Here is a 19,508-nt window from a genome sequence, read left to right as displayed (position 1 = left end):
AATGTTCGCAGCTTTAAAAACTACCTCTTCTCAATCATCTTTTATTAAAGATAATTCTTTAACAGCGATTTTCAGTTGAATAAAACACGGCTAATAACCTTTTTGCTTCGTCTGCTGAATTTTTAAATTTATTCCTCAAGATAGATGATTATTTTAAAAATCTACTAAATATTGCTAGAGAAACTTTTGAATTAACAGTCATAGTTGTTTAAAAGATTGAGAAATAGATTAGATAAAAAATTTTCGTGAGACTTAGCAAACTTTTATAAACAATAAAATCGGTGATTTTTAAGATAATTTAAAATAGTAAAGTGAAAGAAACTGTTTTCTATCAAAAGATAGAAAAGAAACTAAAAAACTAACTATAAAATTCTTAATAATTTATACTTTCAGTTCGAGTTTGAAAGCAAGGAGGAAGAGTTATGTCTTATGCAGAACCGTTAGGGGATCGAGTTGTCGAACCCGTTGTAACCGAGAAAGTAACCGACTACCGCGATCGCGTGAGGTGGGGACCGATTTTTGCTGGAATCGTAGTTGCGATCGCTACCCAGTTAATTTTAAGTGCTTTAGGAGCTGCTATAGGTTTAACTATTGGGATTGATGATAACGGTAATGGTATTGGAGTTGGGGTAGGAATTTGGTCGACTATTAGTTTGTTAATTGCATTGTTTATAGGCAGTTGGGTTACAGCTAGTACTTGCGGTCCAATGAACAAAAAAACCGCTCTTTTACACGGATTAATTTTTTGGGCAACCACTCTGGCAATTAGTGCTTGGCTACTTGCCAGTGGAGTATCTGGTGCTTTTGGTATAATTGCTGCCAATGCAGGAGAAGTATTGAACCAAGCTCAGCAGCCAGGAGGATTAGAAGTTCCCAATCGCCCTCCCGATATATCTGCGGCTGAGGCACGCAACCTAGCACAGTACTCAGCTAAAGCAGCTTGGTCGTTTATTATTGGTTCTTTACTCGGTCTAGCTGCTGCTCTCATTGGAGCTTCTGTTGGTGCGAAAAAACCCAAAAGAGTAACTAGGACGGGAGAAATTAGAAACTAATTGTTGTCCTTGGCTCAACTAAAAAGCAAATAAATCTAGAAAAATTGTTTATTGATGCAGTTGTCGAGAGCTTAGAACCTAAGAGCGCACTGCATCGCTTTTTTGTGGCAAAACATAGATCGCACCTGAAATTAAGGTAAACGATACACAAAGCCAAAAAGCTACTAGTGAGGGCACTCGCCAAGTATCAGACAGAGGTGCGATTAATAAAGCAGTTGCAACGATCTGACTGACTGTTTTGAGCTTCCCCCAAATATTGGCTCCTGAAATGGTGCTACTACCAGTTAAATTGGGATTAACTCGCCATCCAGCGATCGCCAATTCTCTACTTAAAACTAAAAATACTCCCCAAGCTGGTATTTGCTGAAGCTCGATTAAAGCCAGCATCGAACCTAAAACTAATAGCTTATCTACTAAGGGGTCGAGAAACTTACCCAACTCAGTTACCAAATCAAATCTACGAGCAATATATCCATCTACCCAGTCAGTACCTGCGGCTAACAAAAAAATTCCCACACACAACCAGCGCTCGCTGGTACTAGGATGATTGAGTAAGTAAAGAATAAAAGGTAACCCCAAAAGACGCGATACGGTAATCCAGGTCGGAAGATTCATGCGGTTAGTGGTTGTTAGATTGGTTATATGATACCAATTAGAAAACGATGATTAACCATTAACAAAAATCCACGTAGCAAATTTTGCTCCTAATTTAATTCTTTAGCAAGCTCCCTTACCGACCGACACCACTTGAATCGTGCGTAATATTAAATAAATATCGTATAAACTAGACCATTTTTGCTGATAATCTAAGTCCATACGAACTATTTCTTCAAAATCAAGTACGGTAGAACGACCTTTTACCTGCCATTCTCCAGTAATTCCAGGTTTTACCAACAGACGCTTAAAATGATGTTCTTCGTACAGAGCTACCTCATCGGGAGTGGGGGGACGAGTACCTACCAAGCTCATTTCTCCTTTGAGAACATTCCAAAACTGAGGAAATTCGTCCAAACTAGTTTTACGGAGAAAACGACCGACACGAGTAATGCGAGGATCGTTATCATTTTTAAAAATATGACCCTTTGCCTGATTGACTACTAGATGTTTTTGTCGGTCTGCTCCCACAATCATCGAGCGAAATTTCCAGATCCGAAACTGTTTGCCATTAACTCCACAGCGTATTTGACTATAAAAAATCGGTCCTGGATTATCTATTTGCATAACGAGGGCAATAGGAATAATCATAATTGCAACTATTAACAGTCCTACTAAAGCTCCCAAAATATCGAGGATACGTTTGGTTTTACTGATAACAGAAGGATGAAATGTTGCTGCCGAATCTTGTGGCAAGACTTGTGGGCTCGCTAATTGAAAGTTAAAGGAGAAATTCATAAAGTTATAATTTTATTAAGATATTAGAATTATTAGTGTAGAGTAAATATCTACAAGTAATATTAGGCAAATCTGGTAAAGCTAAGCTAGGTAGTCCCAATTACTTTACTGAATCTTTAAGATTAACCAATAGTTTGATGAAATTTCGATTTATTCCCTTAACCAAACTCTGCTTGGCTAATTATCGTGGCGCTCTCGAATAAATTAAGGTACAAGTATGGTTTGCCACTCGAGCTAGAATTTTCATTTAAGCCGCTCGATTTCCCAGAATAAATCGAGCGCATCTGCGAAGTTAGAGTATTTAACTGTTTTTGATGATACAAAGGAGATATCTCAAACACTAAGTTAAAAATTTTTTTTTATGGAAGATCGCTCTAGCTATCTAGAATCAAGTGTAAATATTCAGAATTTAGTTAAATTAGTTCCTTTTATGGCTGGTTTACCAGAAGAAAGCCTGCAAAAAACCTTGCTTCATTTTGTAGTCATATCACATCCAGCCAATCAAGTAATTTTGCTTGAAAATGACTGGGGTAGCTCTGTATACTTCATCTTAGAAGGTTGGGTCAAAATCCGTACTTATAATTTGGATGGTAAAGAGGTTACCCTTAACATTATCGGTAACGGCGAGCTTTTTGGTGAGATGGCGGCGATCGATAAAAAACCCCGTTCTACGGATGCCATTACTTTAACCGATACTCGAATTGGTAGAATACCAGCACAAAACTTTCTCGAGCTAATCTATTCTGAACCTCTAGCAGGAGTACGGCTAGCACAGGTGATGGCAAAACGCCTACGCCAAGTTAATCGGCGACTGCAATTGAGAGAATCCAATAGTATCTCTCGTGTAGCAGATGCCATTTTGTTTTTAGTTGAGGGTCAAGGAAAAGAAGGAGAGACGGGAACTGTGATTCCCAATTTACCTCATCGAGAAATCAGTAGCTTGAGTGGACTGGCTCGGGAAACGGTGACTAGAGTATTAACTAAACTAGAAAAGAAAGGATTGATTCAGCGAGACTCCGATCTAATGCGAATTCCCAATCTACCTGCTTTAGAAGATACTATCTGCTAGCATCCAACCTAGCTGAATACTACATTTTGGTTGAATTATTGCTTTATGTTTCCCAGAAATCCCCAAAGCCGCTGTTCGCGACCGGTTGCTAAATTTACGATGAATGCTGACAATTGGGTTGATGATAATTGGGTCGATGAAGAGGAGCCATCAGTAGTCTCACCTTCAACGTCAATTTTTAGCGAACCTCGCCACCAACAATCCAATACGACTAATACGGTAGTCATGGTAGAAACCGCTTTTTTAGCTAGTGCGGCGAGTTTAATTTGGCTGATTAACTATTATTTTCCTCTAGGACCGCTACTAAAAATTTTTTTTCCCATACCTATCGCTTTAATCTACCTACGTAGGGGTATTCGTGCTTCCTGGATGGCGGCTTTAACTTCTGGGTTACTTTTATCAGTACTAATGGGACCGACTAGAAGTATCGTCTTTGTCATGCCTTATGGTTTAATGGGAATACAGTTAGGAGCTTGTTGGCGGCGTAGGGTAAGCTGGCAGTTGTCGATAATTTTAGGAGCCTTAATTGGCTCATTAGGCATTTTTTTTCGTTTCTGGTTATTTTCCCTACTGCTAGGAGAAGACCTTTGGGTTTACGTAATTACTCAAGTTACCGAACTAGTCGATTGGGCTTTTCTCAAGTTAGGTATTCTCGCTCAACCAGGCTTTGTGTTGATCCAAACTCTAGCTTTGGGTCTAATCTTACTAAATAGTTTGGTATATCTATTTGCAGTTCATTTGGTAGCTTTAATGCTCTTCGATCGCTTGAAAAATCCAATTTCTCCTCCACCTGAATGGGTCAGAGTGCTTTTAAATGATTAAAGTCCTATTTGGGCGAAGCGAATAAACTGCATAGTGATTTATCTTTACAGCCAATTACAACAGGGAACTAATTGGTTGAGGCAATATCGTCAGCGTTCTCCCGTACTAGCCTGCATCCTGGGTTTTACTGCTACAGCTCTAATTCCCGATATTTCTGCTGCTGGTGCGACTCCTCAAGCTCGAGAATATACGGCGATCGCCGATGCGGAATTTTTGGCTCTTGGCATACAGGCTCACTATCACCATCGTTTACCAATTTTGACCCAAGGTCTTTCCCCCACTTTTATTACTCGGGCTATGGTGGAAGCTTTAGATCTTCCCGTGCAGATCTTTAATGCTGGTTTACTACATCGACCTACAGTAGCGGCGGTCGATTTAGGAGGGATGCCGGCCAATTGCCTTAGTACTGGTCGAGCAATGTCTTTAGCGACGGTCAGGCATTTGTTCGAGCGGGGTCGGCAATGGGGCGAAAAATTAGCTGATACTGGTGATTATCTAATTATTTCTGAGTGCGTTGTCGGCGGAACTACTACGGCTATGGCAGTACTGACTGGCTTGGGAATCGAGGCGCGAGACTTAGTTAGTAGCAGTCAACTAAGCTGCGATCGCCAACTTAAATGGTCGATTGTGAAAACCGGATTGACTGCCGCCGGTATGTTAGCTGTTTCTTCCGATCTCGATCCCCTAGCACTAGTCGCAGCTGTAGGGGATCCGATGCAGGCGGTGGCGGCAGGAATGGCAATTACTGCTAGTCGAAAAAAAGGCGTAATGCTGGCAGGGGGGACTCAAATGCTAGCAGTATACGCACTCAGTAGAGCAATTGTCAGATACTACGAGCTATCTATGAAAACTAATAATATCGTGGTCGGTACTACTCGCTGGGTAGTTGAAGATCTTAGAGGCAATGCAATTTCCTTGGCAAAAATTATTAATGGAGTCCCACTTTTAGCAACTGGACTTAATTTTGCTACCTCCAAGTATCCTGGTTTTCGCGCTTACGAACTGGGATACGTGAAAGAGGGTGTTGGTGCTGGAGGCTGCGCGATCGCCGCTCACCTCAAACAAAGTTGGACTCCTATTCAACTGTTGACGATCGTCGAAACTTTATTGGCTCGCTATCAAAACTTAGGAAGGAATTCGATAAGTTAGTATTTGTTCTTCTAGAGCCGCGATGCGATTATAGGCGGCAGTGAGCTGTGCTGTTAGACGGCGAATTTGAATATCTGCTGATAAATCCCGTTCGCTATCGGAGTTGAGATTACTAGTGCTGGTGTTATCATCTACCAAAATATCTTTGTGAGTTATCTGGTAGTTAGAGTCATCAGGCAGCAAGGTAGAATTTTTAGTAGCTTTAGTCGAGCTTCCCGAAGAGTAGGAGCTTTTTTCAAAAGTCGATCGTTTCCCCTCGCTCAACTGACGAACTCGATCGTCTAGACATTGAATAATTTCGTATAGTCGATCTATTTTGTCTCTCAACTCTCTGATTTGTACTTGCAATGAATCCATAAAAACTTTTCGATTATATTATCCTTTATACTTATATATACTAAAAGTACTAGCGTCTAAATGGGCAACTATTACTTATTCATTTAATAATTGCCGATAATTCGCACTCTATATTTATCTATAAAATATATCCATCCAAAGCAAAGGGTTACCATAGATTAAATAAAAATTAAATTAATTATAATTTATAGCTAACGGTCGAACTACAAAATTGGTAGTTTGACGTTGAGTAGGTATGCATAAAAAACTATTATATTTTTTTTAGCTATTGATTTTTTTCACTTTACAATTCTTCGATTTAATTTCACCCAGCTACTTATTTAATAATGATTCTAAGTTCAGATTATCATCGAGTTACCTACAGTCGTCGCTATTTTTCCATTGCTTTGCTAAGCATAATTACTGCTTTTGCAACCTCTAGCTGTAGCAATAATCGACAAAGTTTAAAGATATTGTTTTTAGAAAATTCTATTCCGTTACAATCTATTAATGATTTTCGCAAAAATTTCAATAGAAAATTCCAGATAAATTTTCAGCCTAGCTCTCAATTAAGCGAAATATACGATACCTTACAACAGTGGCAATTGACAAATAATCTAAGTAAAAATCGCGAATTACCGGTAACCGAAAACAACACAAAAGTTGTCAACTTGACTACACTAGGAGACTTTTGGTTAGAAACAGCAATTAAACAAAATTCGCTCCAACCTTTAAACGCCGATCGATTAGATGGTTGGTCGAAATTACCTCAGCCTTGGCAAAAATTAGTCAAGCGCAATATGACAGGAAAATTAGCTCTCGACGGTCAGATTTGGGGAGCACCATATCGTTGGGGAAGCGTAGTTATTGCCTACCGTAAGGACAAGTTGCAAAAACTGGGCTGGACTCCTACAGACTGGAGCGATCTCTGGCGAAAGGAAATAAGCGATCGCCTTTCTTTATTAGATTCTCCTCGAGAAACTATCGGCTTGACCCTAAAAAAATTAGGCTACTCTTACAACACCGAGGATTTACAGCAAGTACCCAATTTAGAATCAGAATTATTGGCTTTACATCGACAGGTCAAACTATACAGTTCCGATACATACTTGCAGCCGTTAATTCTGGGGGATACCTGGTTAGCTGTCGGTTGGTCGGCAGATGTTTTACCTATTAGCAAACGCTATTCTAATATCGAGTTCGTCATTCCCCAGTCTGGTACTTCTCTGTGGACGGATTTGTGGGTCAAACCTCAATTAACAGATAGCCTGGATAAAGATAACGAGCGACTTAATTCGGCGATCGCCCAGTGGATTAGTTTTTGCTGGCAGCCCAAAACCGCCAGACAAATATCTCTATTTACTAACGGTACGTCCCCAATTTTAGTCGGAACCGAACCAGGAGAATTATCTCAAAGCCTGCGAGATAATCTGTTTTTAAATCCAGAAGCAGTAAACTTGGAGGATAGTGAATTTTTGTTGCCTCTTTCAGCCCAAACCCAACAACAATATCGCGACTTGTGGTTGAAAATGAGACGCTCTGCTGCTGCTTCTATGTAGGTAAATTGAGAATTATTAATGGTTCATAGCCTTCGCTTAATATAAAGCAGTTAGCCTTTGACTTAATCGGTTAGTCGTGGCTGACCATCAACGAGCGGCATTTCCAGCTTAAAAGACAGAGGTATAAATGACATTTATGGCTCGATCGCCTTAACATGGGCGAGTAAATACGGCATAACGTCGCTAAAAAACCATGAATGTCCATGACTGGCAGCGAGTAAAAGCTACGTTTCAAAAAATTTGGGGTTATGAAAATTTTCGTCCTCCACAGGGTGAAATAATCCGTACTTTGTTGGCAGGAAAAGACGCTTTGGTAATTTTGCCTACTGGGGGAGGCAAATCGCTCTGTTTTCAGCTACCAGCCATTTTGCAAACTGGATTGACCATAGTTGTATCTCCACTAGTGGCGTTGATGGAAAACCAAGTCAACCAGCTACGACGACTTGGTTTATCTGGAGGATTATTACACAGCGAACTTAGCAGACACCAGCGAAAACAAACTCTAGCAGCGATCGCCAGACAAGAACTACGATTATTATATTTATCTCCAGAAACTTTACTCAGCTTGCCGGTTTGGGAAAAAATATCTCAACCAGAAATTAAGATTACGGGACTGATTTTAGATGAAGTTCATTGCCTAATCCAGTGGGGAAGCAGTTTTCGCCCTACCTATCGCCGTTTGGGTGCGGTTCGCCGCAGCCTATTACAGCACAAACCCGCAGGTACCAAAATCGCCGTTGCCGCCTTTACTGCTACTGCCGATCCTCCAACTCAAAAAGCGATCGCCCAAGCCTTAGAACTCAAGCAACCTGAAACTTTTCTTATCAGTCCTTATCGCGCCAATCTCAACCTCAAGGTTCAAACTGTTTGGACATCTAAAGGAAGAAAACAACAGGCTTTAAACTTTATTCGAGCTAGAAACAAACAGTCGGGTTTGGTTTACGTGCGATCGCGCCGAGATAGCGAAACTCTAGCCCGATGGTTTCAAACCCTAAACTATGCTGCTAAATCTTATCATGCAGGACTGAGTTCTCTAGAGCGTAGAAACATTGAAAGTAGCTGGCTAGATGGAGCAACTCAATTTGTCGTTTGCACTTCGGCTTTCGGAATGGGAATCGATAAACCCGATTGCGCCTGGGTAGTTCACTTTCACGCCCCAGAATTATTGGATGAGTACATTCAGGAAGTAGGAAGAGGATGCAGAAATGGTAAGGTTGCAGAAGCTCTTACTTTAGTCAGCGAACCAACTGGTTGGCTAAATCCCGAAGACAAGCAACGCAGTCAATTTTTTACCCAAAATCTACAAAAACAATACCGACAAGCACGACAACTAGTAGAACAAATTCCTTCCCAGGGAGAGATCGACAAAGTTGTTGAAGAATTTCCTCATGCTGAAATTGCTTTAGCTATCCTCCATAGTTTGGGTATAGTTTATTGGAAAAACCCTTTTTATTACCAAAAAAAAGCTACTAATACTTGTTTCAATCACTTGTCTAAAGATCGCCAACATTCACAACAACAGCTACAGCAATATTTGAAAACTAAACGATGTCGCTGGCAATTTTTACTGTTAGCTTTCGGTTTTACTAGAAAAGGGACGAGTTTGAGCTGCGGTTATTGCGATAATTGCCTTAAATATAAGTAGAGGTTTGACAATTTCAAACCTCTCAAATACCAATATGCACTACCATTTTTATTAGCTTGCTTGAATTATAAAAACAACAAGAGCCAACTCGATCTTGTTAATTTTTTTTCTTTACTGGCAGTCATCTTGCCAAGAGCTTAGACCATTTAAAAGTTATAATTCTTGGTAAAACAATACAAACTGCCGTGTTGATTAAAATCATCGACCATACAGTAAAATCATTGATTTCCATAGTTTTTTACCTCTGATTTACCTAAGTTGGTTTGTTTTTTTCTATATATTTAATTATGAAAGAAAATCGTCAAATGAAACTACTTTAATTGTTGAAATTTCTTCTCACTAATATAAGTTTCACTTAAGCTACCAAGAGCGGGCGATAGCTCGAAGTAAATTTGAATAAGCAGAGCGCTAGGTATCACAGAAATTAACCAACGGCGATCGCCAATTTAAAGCCGCGATCTGTGCTTCAGCTTTGTTCAAAGATTCATACCACTCTCGTTCGGGATCGCTGTCAGCGACAATACCCGCCCCGACTTGTCCGTAAACCATTGCTGTAGAATCGGACGCGGGAAGTTGTTGGGTATAGAGCAGAGTGCGAATTAAAATATTTAAATCTAAATTACCTCGACGATCTAGATAGCCACAAGAACCATAGAATAAGCTGCGCCGCACTGGTTCCAATTCTTCAATAATTTCCATACAGCGCACTTTCGGACAACCCGTAATCGTTCCTCCAGGAAACATCGCGCCAATTAAATCGCTAACGTTGCGATCGCTTGGCAAAATACCTCTGACGTTACTAACTAAGTGCATTACATGACTGTAACGTTCGATGGTCAGTAATTCGTTAACCTCTACCGAACCCCACTGACACACTCTACCCAAATCGTTACGCTCGAGGTCTACCAACATGATGTGTTCGGCTCTTTCTTTGGTATTGGCTAGTAATTCAGCCGCTAGAGTGCGATCGCTCTTAATTGTTTTGCCTCTGGGTCGAGTTCCCGCAATTGGTCTAGTTTCTGCTAGATTACTCTGTAATTTAATCAATCGCTCTGGCGAACAACTAATGATATCTCCCCACGGCGATCGCCAGTAACTGGCAAAAGGAGAAGGATTGATTTTTTTGAGGTTTTGATAAATCGTCCAGCTATCGACATCAGTCGTAGTTTGAAAGCGCAGGGATAAATTAGTTTGAAAAATATCTCCTGCTTGAATGTATTTTTTAGCTTGTCTAACGGCGCATTCGTATTCTGGCTGCGAGGTTTGGAATGATAGATTTGGTGCTGATGACTGGAAGTTACTGCTGTATAGTAAATCGCGAGCAGAGTCCAACTTGGCTTCTAATTCGTCTAGCTGGTGTCGCTCGGTTGCTGCTAGCCAAAGTGTTTGCTGGTGATGGTCCAAAACTGCAAAACAATCTGGTTCGTACCAATAAGCGACGGGAAAAGGAAGGAGATCGCGATTTTTGCGGGGTAAATCTTCGATTTCCCAAGCCAGATCGTAACCCAACCAACCCAACCAACCTCCAGTAAATGGTAAATGAGCAATTGCCGAATCGTTATCTACTTGGCGATCGCTGAGTAAATTTAAACTAGAGAGAATATTTCCCAGCGGAAAAGTCCACAACTGAAGTTTGCCATCGATTGAGCGCGGTTTGCCCGCACAAATTGAATAACGAGACAGCTTACTGGTATTTTCGATAGGGCTTTCTAAAAGTGTAGCCAGGCGATCGCTTTTAGAAAATAGTCTCTCGAAAATTTCGGTGGCAGTACGATTTTGGAGATCTTGCGATCGCCAGTACCAAGGTAATAGTTGTTTCATTGAAGAACTAGAGGCTGAGTTCGGCGATCGATAGTTATTTAACCACTAACTCATAGTTTCTGGCTGTTGGCTGATTCTATGCTCTCACGTGGTTAGCAACTGGTACTATTAACTTTCTAAGCCATGCCTCCCAGGGAAAAACGTGCCAACCAAAAAGGAATTAAAACTGCTAGAGCCAGCCAATCTCGCCAGCGCAATCTCAAATAATGCCATTGCACTCGGTGTTCGTTAGGACTGGTAAAGCCTCGTACATCCATAGCTGTAGCAATTTGTTCCGAGCGCAATAATAAATTTTCTAGTAATTTTTCAGCAACGATCAACCATAATTTTAAACTGCGGCGAATTCCGAGTTTTTTCCAGTCAATTGCTCGAGTACGGATCGATCTGACTAGGTTTTGGATTTCTTCTAAGACTAGAGGAATAAACCGCAAAGAAAGCGTCAAAGTCAAAGCTATTTCTGATACGGGAAGTTTAAACCAACGCAAAGGTTTCATCAAATCTTCTAAGCCTGCGGTAATTTCTTCGGGAGCAGTAGTCAGCAAATACAAATTGGTGCTGTAAATTAAGGTAAAAAATAATGTCGAAACCCGCACTGCAATATCTAAAGAACGACGGGTAATGGTAATTTGGGGAATAATGGCAAATCCAGGGCGATCGACGTAGATATATCGATAAGAAGTAGGCTGTGGTAACTCGGTAGGGCATTCTGCAGGATTTTCTACCGTAACATCAGAGCAGAATTGAGGCACTCGCGGCTGTGATTCGACGGCTAGACCATCGGGTGCAATAGAGGCGATCGCAAAAACTATCGTACACAGCACGATTAGCCAACCCATTTGCTTGCGCCAAACTCTGAGGGGAATAGCTGCCGACAAGGTTAGTAAGATCAACAATCCCACTAATGCCAAACGCCAAAAGGGATTGGCAAGTAACGGCGCAATCAAAAATGTCATCAGCCAAGCCAGCTTAACTCGCGGATCTATTCTATGCAACCAAGTTTCTGGCTGTTCGAGATAGAGTCCGATAGGAAGCGATCGCATTAAGTCCATAATTTTTGTCGGTTATTGATGGCTTCTAACCAGTATAGTAATCTCAAAGCCAATTCAGCCGACACCTAAAATCAAAAAAGGTAGGCAATGTAGCCCACCTTAATGTTACGAAATTACCAGTAGGGACAAGTTAAAAAATTTATCCTCCTGCTACGGCAGGAACGATACTTACCTCATCTCCATCTTGAAGATTAGTATCGGTTCCCTCTAAAAAACGAATATCTTCACTGTTGACATAAAGATTGAGAAAGCGACGGGGTTTACCCGTTTCATCACAAATTCGGGCTTTGATCCCAGGACAATTAGTCTCCAAGGAATCGATCAATTCATCGACGTTGTTACCGCTGCATTGGATAGCAGCTTGATTGTTGGTGAATTTTTGCAGGGGGGTGGGAATTAGTACTTTAACACTCATAGTCAGTTACTAGTAAATAAACTAAATAATGAATAAACTTAAACGGTAATTTGCTGCCATTCAAGGCGTTCTAAGGTGTGAGAACGCTCTAAAGCTCGCTCGAAACTATCGAGTTTGGGTTCGATGGTAAAAGGTTCGCCGATATAACCCTGTACTGCTTCTTGAGTTTTCAAGCCGTTACCGGTGATGTAGGCAACAGTAGTTTCATCGGGATCGATTTTACCTGCTTCTACTAGCTTTTTCAGCACTGCTATAGTCGTACCGCCAGCAGTCTCGGTAAAGATACCTTCGGTTTCGGCTAGTAGCTTCATGCCTTCAACGATTTCGCGATCGCTAACAGATTCAATATTACCACCAGTTTTACGAGCTAACTCTAGAGCGTACATTCCATCAGCGGGATTGCCGATCGCAATCGATTTGGCAATTGTATTTGGTTTGACTGGCTTGATGAAATCTCTGCCTTCTCTAAATGCTGCGGCGATTGGGGAACACCCTTCTGCTTGTGCGCCGCTAAAACGGACTTCTTTGCTATCTACCAACCCGGTTTTAATAAATTCTTGGAAACCTTTATATATTTTGGTGTACAGCGAACCAGAAGCTAGAGGTGCTACTACGTGGTCTGGTAGTTGCCAGCCTAACTGTTCGGCAACTTCAAAACCGAGAGTCTTCGAACCTTCAGAATAGTAAGGACGTAGATTGATATTGACAAAACCCCAACCGTAAGTATTGCCGACTTCCGAACACAGACGATTGACCTGGTCGTAATTGCCTTTAACCGCCATGACCGTAGGATTGTAGATTAGCGTACCCAGGACTTTTCCCGCTTCTAAGTCGGCAGGAATAAACACACAGCAGTCTAATCCTGCATGAGCGGCGATCGCGGCGGTCGAATTGGCTAGGTTACCCGTACTAGCACAAGATACGGTCGAAAAACCAAGTTCTCTAGCGCGAGTTAAGGCGACAGACACTACTCGGTCTTTGAAGCTCAGGGTAGGCATATTGACGGCATCATTTTTAATATAGAGATTTTTTAGACCCAAGCGACGAGCGAGACGAGTCGATCTTACTAGAGGTGTCATTCCCGTACCCACATCGATGGGGTTGTCAGTCTCGACGGGAAGAAAGGCTTTATATCGCCAGATCGAATTAGGACCTGCGGCGATGGTTTCTCTACTGACTAAACTGCGAATTACTTCGTAGTCATAAGCTACTTCTAGAGGAGAAAAGGTTTCCTCGCAAACGTGAAGTGCTTTTAAGGGATATTTAACACCTTTTTCTTTCGATACCAAATTGGTGAAAGTACGGGGTTTTGCTGTCTTAGTTATGGTTGCCTGGGTCATCGAGCTATTCCTTAATTCTACTGATTCCGTCACAGTGGTTTTGATAGTAGCACAGGCAAAAAAACGAGTCAAACATACCCGACAATTTTTGTCGGGTTTAAATTTTTCAGTAAAAATGACCCAATAGTTTTTCTATTGAGTCAAGCAAGAACTTTCAAATAGCAACTATTGAGAACAGCAAGAGGTATTGCTCTACAAATGGGGTTAGCTTTGCGACTATAGGTCATATCCGTCGAACTTAATATACCTTTTACCTGCTCTAGGATTGCCTATTACCTGTTAATTTTTTACTGATTCTAAAATTTTTGTCGCCAACTGCCGCAACTGTTTTTCTCTTGCCTGCATTGCTGGTGTTGGTTGAAGATCGAACGTGGCAATTATATCCCGCCAGCGATACATCCAGTCGTGTTTGAGCAGAGAATTAGCGACATTTTGACGACGAATCCGATCTAATCGCTCGGGCTGCTTATCGAGTTCGGCGAGTACCTCGAGAATATCTTGATGGGCTAAGTCGACTTTAACTATGGCATCTTCCCAATCAAAGTAGCGAGGAAAAGCCTCTCCTGCAGGAGGCATTCCTACCATAACCGTTCCTGCTGCGGCACCCTCAAAAAAGCGATAGCCGATTTCCTGAGTGCCCCCAGTTTCTTGAGTCGAATTAAATTTAGCGTAGTAAGTAATGTTGTAACGGCTTCTCTTAAAGAGATTAATTAGCTTGGTGCGGTGTTCTTGAGAATTGTCAATAAATAGCTGTTGTTTTTTTACTGTATCGTAATAGTAAAAAAAGTTAGTTTTTTGGGAGTGTCGGTATAAACTATCGTGAATTTGTGGAGATCGCCGACCGACATAACAGACATCGATCGATCTTTGAAGCGGATCGGGATAGGGGGAAAAAGCGAGGGTATCTACCGCAGGGGGAATGTAAGTTACGGGGCGATTTATTAATTTGCTCAGTTCTGCGCTGCAGTGAGTTACTCCCAAAAAGACGCGGTCAAAATTTTGCCAAGGCTCTTCAAGCAACCGCCAGTTGCTAAGATCTGGTTGCCACATCTCGGCGATGTAGCAAGCAGAATAACGGCACTTATCGCGCCAACCTGCGATCGCATTAATTAAGTGCATTTGCCAGGGATTATCCAGAACGGCAAACAACAAATCGTATTCTCGGTCTAAAGTTAACTCTTTGGGGAAAGGGGCAATCGCATCAGCCCAGTAATCCGAACCGCCGAGATACTTAATAGTGCGATAAATTTTTCGCGGCAGGTCGAATTCCTGGACGGGAAGATATAAATCTGCCCCTTCGAGTTCGCCCAGCAAATCTTCAAATTCGTAGATACAGCAATTGGCTGCTTGAAAGCGAAACCCACGAACTGACACTACCAAAATACGAGATGGACGATCGCCATTGGGAGAAGATTGAGTTGACATAGCTAGGCAAACTGAGTTTGTAGTAATCAAAGTTATTTTAGTCCGCTTTTTTCTAAAATGTCAGACTGATGATTATCGGTCGAGTCGGGCTAAATTGGCATTTTGATAGTAATGACTCAAAATCTGATGATAGCTAACTCCCTGTTTTGCCAAATAATATGCACCCCACTGACTCAAACCCAAACCGTGACCGAAACCGCGACCGCGAATTCGCAACTTATTGCCATCAGTAGCTACTCGAAATAAAGTGCTGCGTAAACCGAGGGTTTTACGTAAATCTGCTCCTTCAACCACAGTCGTACCGCGATCGCCAATGACTTTCATCGTGACAACCCGACCATGGGGAGTCATGGTTTCTGGTACCAAATTAGTAATACGACCGACTCCCCCAACCAGACTCATAATACTGCTGACTGGAACGACTCGATTCCATTCAAATACCGGAGATTGTTGGTCGTAATCTACTACCGCTCTCAAGTAGGGTAGAGGAGAAGTCCAAATATCTTCTACATTTTCCGTATGACCACCCGAAGAGGAATGAAAAGCAGCTAAGATAACCTGATTGTTGTAAGTCATAATTTGCCCCAACGTTTCGTTCACTGCTTCGTGAGTGGTAGTATATTCGCTATTGAGTCCCTTATAAACTTGAGTGCTAATGGTCGTATCGAGATCGTAAATACCATTACTACCAGTTTTTTGCTTGTACAAAGCATAAGAACGAGCTGCCACTGCCTGAGCTTTTAAAGCTTCAATCGGCCAAGTAGAAATCGCCTCGGCACCGACAACGCTATACAGATAATGTTCCAAATCCACGTGATTGATCGCCGTCAAGCTATTGCCCTGACGAATCAAACGAGTTCGTCCTCGATACCAGCGATCGCCAATCCAGACATAACCACGATCGGTAGGTTCGATAACTAATTCTCCTGCCTCGAGGCGATTGAGAGCGATTCCACTACCGTTGGTTTTTGCTGCCAAAGCAGCCATGGAAGTCAGTTCGCCAAGGGAATTTCCTGCGCCATCCCTAACTACTGCTGTAGTCGAACTTCCTACTTTAATGCGATTGGCATTTTTTTCAATAGCTACTCTTAGTTCCACTGCTTGGGCAGGTAAGATTAAAACCAACCAGTGTAGTAAAGATAGTATCCAAGAAGAGCCGCGAGCGAGGGATAACCGATTCGATATAGCAGCAATTAAATTCAAGTTTTGGGGTCTCATTAGTAGCTTAAATCTCCTCAAAAAAAACTAAAGCTGGACTGAATAAAAATCAATCGATCTAGATAAATAATTATAAAGATAGATGCATATCAAGTTAATAGTGTTTCCTATTTTTTAGCGATCCGTCAAGTAAAAATCGAGAATATGAAATGTCTGTAAAGCAATCCCTCGGAGCAGAACCAGACTAATTGTTATCATGAATTAGAAAGATAGTTCTCGAGACCGGAAATTAAATTAATAGTTAATAGTGGAAATTACCTTTTTAGGAACCAGTTCTGGAGTACCGACGCGATCGCGCAACGTATCTAGTATCGCCCTTCGTCTGCCTCAACGCGCTGAGGTGTGGCTGTTCGACTGCGGAGAGGGAACCCAGCATCAATTATTACGTAGCGAAATTAAGACTTCCCAAATTCGACGCATCTTCATTACTCATATGCATGGCGATCACATTTATGGTTTGCTGGGCTTAATTGCTTCTGGTGGTTTGGCTGGCAACGCTCAAGCGATCGATATTTATGGACCTGAAGGCTTGAAAGAATATCTCGAAACAGGTGCTAAATACTCCTGCTTGAACTTGGGTTCGCGTCTGCGAGTACACACCGTTAAAACTGGCTTACTGTATGAAGACGACGAATTTAGCGTTGGCTGTCGGTTATTAAAACATCGTATTCCCGCTCATGGCTACCGTATAGTCGAAAAAGACCGTTCGGGAAGATTTGATGTCGAGCGAGCTAAAGCTCTGGGAATTCCTCCAGGTCCGATTTATGGCAAATTAAAGCAGGGTCAAGTAGTAACTTTAGAAGATGGTCGCATTATTAACGGTAATGAGCTCTGCGGCGAACCAGAAATAGGAAGAAAAGTAGTTTACTGCACCGATACGGTATTCTGTGAGGCAGCAGTAGAGTTAGCGCGAGATGCCGATGTTTTGATTCACGAAGCAACTTTTGCCCACCAGGATGCAGACATGGCTTTTGAGAGGATGCACTCTACTTCAACTATGGCGGCGCAGGTGGCATTACTTGCAGAGGTAAAAAAATTGATTCTAACTCATTTTAGTCCTCGTTACGCTCCTGGCAATTCCATACAATTAGAGGATCTCAAACAAGAAGCAAGGGCAATTTTTCCCAACACCAAACTGGCTTACGATTTTTATACCTACGAAGTTCCCCGACGTAGAGAAGCGAAGAAAAAAATAAAAGTTGCGAGTTAAAAACTTTATCTCAACTAAGAGATTGTTTATAAAGTAAATCTTAAGACGAGTATAACGTTTAATTTTGTTGGGTTACGGCGAATAGCAAATCATAAGAGTAATTCTAGAAAAATACTCGCCTAACCCAACCTACACAAGCATTTAATTTTTGTTTAATAAACAGTCTCTCAAATAGTAGCTTCTTTGTTGGTGCGCCGCGCTTTTCGTTTAAACCTAAAAGCTACGATCGCATTAGGATTTGGCGGATAGAAGATGGAAAACAGCTACAGACACTTCGGGGACATAAATCTAGCATACATAGCATGACGTTCAGTCCAGACAGTAAGTTTTTAGTCTCTATTGGTGGCGATGGAAAAATTCGCTTTTGGCGAATGCCACCACGCAACTATTTTTGGTTGTGGTTCTTAGGTGTATTTAGCATAGCTACTCTAATTTATTGGCAGGGAAATAACTTAATAAGCTGGTTGAATTTAAAAGCGACCTAAAAATAACAAACATCTCTATTTTCTCTACAGCTAAAAGTTTTGTCTTTCACCACCTTCGTGAATCGTTTTAACCCACTTGAGCTTTTTAGGGCGGACTGACATCCTGGCAGTAATACTAAGCATGACTATTTGCCAGTGAGCCATATAAACTATACCTCTTAATGCCTGCCAAGTAACATCGAGCATCTCCAGAAAACCGAGGTTGTGGCGATCGCCACGAATGCGAACTATCCCCTGAAACATACCGATAAAGCCCAAAGAAAATAGCAAACTAGTTAAAGCACCGAATAGAGGTAAGCGATGTCGTGCGGTCGCCATAATCAGATCGGGTATGTTAGCTGCAGGTAAAATATATTGCAGTAGCATCCAGCACAGCAGATCGAATCTCTTGCCAAATCCCATTGGCTGGCTGAAAATATAACGCCAGTAATCGAGATATCGCTGGTAACCTCCTTCTGCCCAACGGTTGCGCTGATGCCAGAGGGATCTGGCCTTGGTAACTCCTTCTTCTTCTACAGCAGGAATTAACAAAAAATCAATCTTCCATTTGTCTAAATGCAAACGAATGGTCAGATCGAGGTCATCGGTAATGGTTTCTTCGTTCCAACCACCACAGCCTATAAGAGCAGTTCGCCTGACAAACTGACCGTTGCCGCGCAATTCTCCAATTCCCCCTACTGCAATACGCTGCTGCTGCATAAAGCTATCTACTGCCATTTCTGCCGCTTGACCTTTGGTCCAGAAGTTGTCTACAGCATTGGCGATTTCTTTTCTTACCTGTAACGCCCCTGTAGTTTCATCGTCGAACATTGGTACGACCCAACGCAGCAAATCTTTGGTAACTTTAGCATCGGCATCGAAGACACCAATAACTTCTCCCTGCATCTGGGGTAAGACTTGATTTAATGCTCCCGATTTACCACCCCCAGCATTAGCAACACGATGCACAACCTTTAACTGAGGATATCTCTCAGCTAGTTTATCTAAAATAGCTGGAGTATTGTCGGTGCTGCGGTCGTCGATTGCCCAAACTTCGTATTTTTCAGGAGGATAGTCCATACTACATAGCATCTCAATCAGTTTGCCAATTACGGCTTCCTCATTTTTGGCAGCTACTATCAGCGATACCATTGGAGCGGTACCCATTTTTCCATCGGATAGTAATTGCGGCATTGCTTGTGGTTTGGCAAATAAATACCTGAGAATCTGAATGCCAACTATGCCGGTGATACCTACCGCTAACCAATATCCCCAAGTAACTAAATGAATGAAAATCGTAACCGTCCAGACACTCATCAGTAAAAAAGCTGCCTTGCGTCTGCGCCCCGATAATCCCTCAAAAAAAACACTTCTGAATGCTTCGGCTTCCCCTTCTAAGTCTGACCATTCGGAAAGTAGAGAGTTAATTTGGTCGAAATTTGAGCAACGCTCAGCGGCAGCGCGGCAAGCCATCTTGCCGCGACCCGTTGAGTCTGATTCTTGGTTTCGCCAGTAATTCTCTGCCATAATTTTTATCGCGCT

General features: G+C 41.9%; 18 protein-coding genes. 8 read left to right on the top strand and 10 right to left on the bottom strand.

Annotated features, from left to right (window positions below; genetic code table 11):
- Positions 1–422: 422 nt before the first annotated feature.
- On the top strand, positions 423–1,052 hold the full coding sequence (locus ACLFKQ_RS08575; protein WP_448999364.1) for a hypothetical protein: 630 nt from the start codon (positions 423–425) through the stop codon (positions 1,050–1,052).
- Between the two features lie 78 nt (positions 1,053–1,130).
- Here the strand turns inward: ACLFKQ_RS08575 and pgsA are convergent, their stop codons facing one another.
- Both pgsA and ACLFKQ_RS08565 read right to left on the bottom strand, forming a co-directional pair.
- Positions 1,131–1,667: a CDP-diacylglycerol--glycerol-3-phosphate 3-phosphatidyltransferase gene (gene pgsA, locus ACLFKQ_RS08570; RefSeq protein WP_448999363.1), complete on the bottom strand. Its 537-nt coding sequence runs from the start codon at positions 1,665–1,667 to the stop codon at positions 1,131–1,133.
- Between the two features lie 102 nt (positions 1,668–1,769).
- The gene (locus tag ACLFKQ_RS08565; RefSeq protein ID WP_448999362.1) at positions 1,770–2,444 is read right to left on the bottom strand and encodes a sugar transferase; all 675 of its coding nucleotides are present in this window, start codon (positions 2,442–2,444) and stop codon (positions 1,770–1,772) included.
- Between the two features lie 361 nt (positions 2,445–2,805).
- On the opposite strand from ACLFKQ_RS08565, the gene ACLFKQ_RS08560 reads away from it, so the two are divergent.
- The 3 genes from ACLFKQ_RS08560 (at position 2,806) to cobT (ending at position 5,484) form a co-directional block, all read left to right on the top strand.
- Complete coding sequence (locus tag ACLFKQ_RS08560; protein ID WP_448999361.1) at positions 2,806–3,513, top strand: Crp/Fnr family transcriptional regulator; 708 nt, start codon at positions 2,806–2,808, stop codon at positions 3,511–3,513.
- 99 nt (positions 3,514–3,612) lie between these two features.
- Positions 3,613–4,335 carry a DUF2232 domain-containing protein gene (locus tag ACLFKQ_RS08555; RefSeq protein WP_448999360.1) on the top strand — a complete coding sequence of 241 codons (723 nt, stop codon included), beginning with the start codon at positions 3,613–3,615 and terminating at the stop codon, positions 4,333–4,335.
- A 33-nt stretch (positions 4,336–4,368) separates the two neighbouring features.
- On the top strand, positions 4,369–5,484 hold the full coding sequence (cobT, locus tag ACLFKQ_RS08550) for a nicotinate mononucleotide-dependent phosphoribosyltransferase CobT (RefSeq protein WP_448999359.1): 1,116 nt from the start codon (positions 4,369–4,371) through the stop codon (positions 5,482–5,484).
- Here the strand turns inward: cobT and ACLFKQ_RS08545 are convergent.
- A complete protein-coding gene (locus ACLFKQ_RS08545; protein ID WP_448999358.1) occupies positions 5,461–5,841 on the bottom strand; it encodes a hypothetical protein in 381 nt (126 codons plus the stop codon). The genes cobT and ACLFKQ_RS08545 overlap by 24 nt on opposite strands.
- Positions 5,842–6,167: 326 nt before the next feature.
- On the opposite strand from ACLFKQ_RS08545, the gene ACLFKQ_RS08540 reads away from it, so the two are divergent.
- Complete coding sequence (locus ACLFKQ_RS08540; RefSeq protein WP_448999357.1) at positions 6,168–7,379, top strand: extracellular solute-binding protein; 1,212 nt, start codon at positions 6,168–6,170, stop codon at positions 7,377–7,379.
- Between the two features lie 193 nt (positions 7,380–7,572).
- Positions 7,573–9,024: a RecQ family ATP-dependent DNA helicase gene (locus ACLFKQ_RS08535; protein ID WP_448999356.1), complete on the top strand. Its 1,452-nt coding sequence runs from the start codon at positions 7,573–7,575 to the stop codon at positions 9,022–9,024.
- 408 nt (positions 9,025–9,432) lie between these two features.
- Here ACLFKQ_RS08535 and ACLFKQ_RS08530 read toward each other — a convergent pair whose 3' ends face one another.
- The 6 genes from ACLFKQ_RS08530 to ACLFKQ_RS08505 all read right to left on the bottom strand — a co-directional run bounded on the left by ACLFKQ_RS08530 (position 9,433) and on the right by ACLFKQ_RS08505 (position 16,292).
- Entirely contained in the window at positions 9,433–10,845 is a 1,413-nt protein-coding gene (locus ACLFKQ_RS08530; RefSeq protein ID WP_448999355.1) for an anthranilate synthase component I, read from the bottom strand.
- A 116-nt stretch (positions 10,846–10,961) separates the two neighbouring features.
- On the bottom strand, positions 10,962–11,894 hold the full coding sequence (locus ACLFKQ_RS08525; RefSeq protein WP_448999354.1) for an energy-coupling factor transporter transmembrane component T family protein: 933 nt from the start codon (positions 11,892–11,894) through the stop codon (positions 10,962–10,964).
- Positions 11,895–12,033: 139 nt separating this feature from the next.
- On the bottom strand, positions 12,034–12,309 hold the full coding sequence (locus tag ACLFKQ_RS08520) for a MoaD/ThiS family protein (protein ID WP_448999353.1): 276 nt from the start codon (positions 12,307–12,309) through the stop codon (positions 12,034–12,036).
- A gap of 38 nt (positions 12,310–12,347) precedes the next feature.
- A complete protein-coding gene (gene thrC / locus ACLFKQ_RS08515; protein WP_448999352.1) occupies positions 12,348–13,649 on the bottom strand; it encodes a threonine synthase in 1,302 nt (433 codons plus the stop codon).
- 279 nt (positions 13,650–13,928) lie between these two features.
- Positions 13,929–15,074, bottom strand: coding sequence for a glycosyltransferase family protein (locus tag ACLFKQ_RS08510; protein WP_448999351.1), 1,146 nt, complete (start codon positions 15,072–15,074; stop codon positions 13,929–13,931).
- Positions 15,075–15,146: 72 nt separating this feature from the next.
- Positions 15,147–16,292 carry a SpoIID/LytB domain-containing protein gene (locus tag ACLFKQ_RS08505; RefSeq protein WP_448999350.1) on the bottom strand — a complete coding sequence of 382 codons (1,146 nt, stop codon included), beginning with the start codon at positions 16,290–16,292 and terminating at the stop codon, positions 15,147–15,149.
- Between the two features lie 247 nt (positions 16,293–16,539).
- On the opposite strand from ACLFKQ_RS08505, the gene ACLFKQ_RS08500 reads away from it, so the two are divergent.
- Both ACLFKQ_RS08500 and ACLFKQ_RS08495 read left to right on the top strand, forming a co-directional pair.
- On the top strand, positions 16,540–17,502 hold the full coding sequence (locus ACLFKQ_RS08500) for a ribonuclease Z (protein WP_448999349.1): 963 nt from the start codon (positions 16,540–16,542) through the stop codon (positions 17,500–17,502).
- A gap of 155 nt (positions 17,503–17,657) precedes the next feature.
- Positions 17,658–17,987 (top strand): WD40 repeat domain-containing protein, encoded by a 330-nt coding sequence (locus ACLFKQ_RS08495; protein WP_448999486.1) that lies wholly within the window; start codon positions 17,658–17,660, stop codon positions 17,985–17,987.
- Positions 17,988–18,017: 30 nt separating this feature from the next.
- On the opposite strand, the gene ACLFKQ_RS08490 is transcribed toward ACLFKQ_RS08495, so the two are convergent.
- Complete coding sequence (locus ACLFKQ_RS08490) at positions 18,018–19,493, bottom strand: glycosyltransferase (RefSeq protein ID WP_448999348.1); 1,476 nt, start codon at positions 19,491–19,493, stop codon at positions 18,018–18,020.
- Positions 19,494–19,508 lie beyond the last annotated feature (15 nt).

The organism is Myxosarcina sp. GI1(2024), from assembly GCF_053543375.1.
Note: the sequence above shows the minus strand (reverse complement) of the source record. Positions and strands in the feature narration are given on the sequence as shown.

Excerpts from the sequence above, each read along its gene's own strand:
- ACLFKQ_RS08575 (WP_448999364.1), top strand. The coding sequence starts at position 423 with ATGTCTTATGCAGAACCGTTAGGGGATCGAGTTGTCGAACCCGTTGTA.
- pgsA (WP_448999363.1), bottom strand. The coding sequence starts at position 1,667 with ATGAATCTTCCGACCTGGATTACCGTATCGCGTCTTTTGGGGTTACCT.
- ACLFKQ_RS08565 (WP_448999362.1), bottom strand. The coding sequence starts at position 2,444 with ATGAATTTCTCCTTTAACTTTCAATTAGCGAGCCCACAAGTCTTGCCA.
- ACLFKQ_RS08560 (WP_448999361.1), top strand. The coding sequence starts at position 2,806 with ATGGAAGATCGCTCTAGCTATCTAGAATCAAGTGTAAATATTCAGAAT.
- ACLFKQ_RS08555 (WP_448999360.1), top strand. The coding sequence starts at position 3,613 with ATGAATGCTGACAATTGGGTTGATGATAATTGGGTCGATGAAGAGGAG.
- ACLFKQ_RS08545 (WP_448999358.1), bottom strand. The coding sequence starts at position 5,841 with ATGGATTCATTGCAAGTACAAATCAGAGAGTTGAGAGACAAAATAGAT.
- ACLFKQ_RS08540 (WP_448999357.1), top strand. The coding sequence starts at position 6,168 with ATGATTCTAAGTTCAGATTATCATCGAGTTACCTACAGTCGTCGCTAT.
- ACLFKQ_RS08535 (WP_448999356.1), top strand. The coding sequence starts at position 7,573 with ATGAATGTCCATGACTGGCAGCGAGTAAAAGCTACGTTTCAAAAAATT.
- ACLFKQ_RS08530 (WP_448999355.1), bottom strand. The coding sequence starts at position 10,845 with ATGAAACAACTATTACCTTGGTACTGGCGATCGCAAGATCTCCAAAAT.
- ACLFKQ_RS08525 (WP_448999354.1), bottom strand. The coding sequence starts at position 11,894 with ATGGACTTAATGCGATCGCTTCCTATCGGACTCTATCTCGAACAGCCA.
- ACLFKQ_RS08520 (WP_448999353.1), bottom strand. The coding sequence starts at position 12,309 with ATGAGTGTTAAAGTACTAATTCCCACCCCCCTGCAAAAATTCACCAAC.
- thrC (WP_448999352.1), bottom strand. The coding sequence starts at position 13,649 with ATGACCCAGGCAACCATAACTAAGACAGCAAAACCCCGTACTTTCACC.
- ACLFKQ_RS08510 (WP_448999351.1), bottom strand. The coding sequence starts at position 15,074 with ATGTCAACTCAATCTTCTCCCAATGGCGATCGTCCATCTCGTATTTTG.
- ACLFKQ_RS08505 (WP_448999350.1), bottom strand. The coding sequence starts at position 16,292 with ATGAGACCCCAAAACTTGAATTTAATTGCTGCTATATCGAATCGGTTA.
- ACLFKQ_RS08490 (WP_448999348.1), bottom strand. The coding sequence starts at position 19,493 with ATGGCAGAGAATTACTGGCGAAACCAAGAATCAGACTCAACGGGTCGC.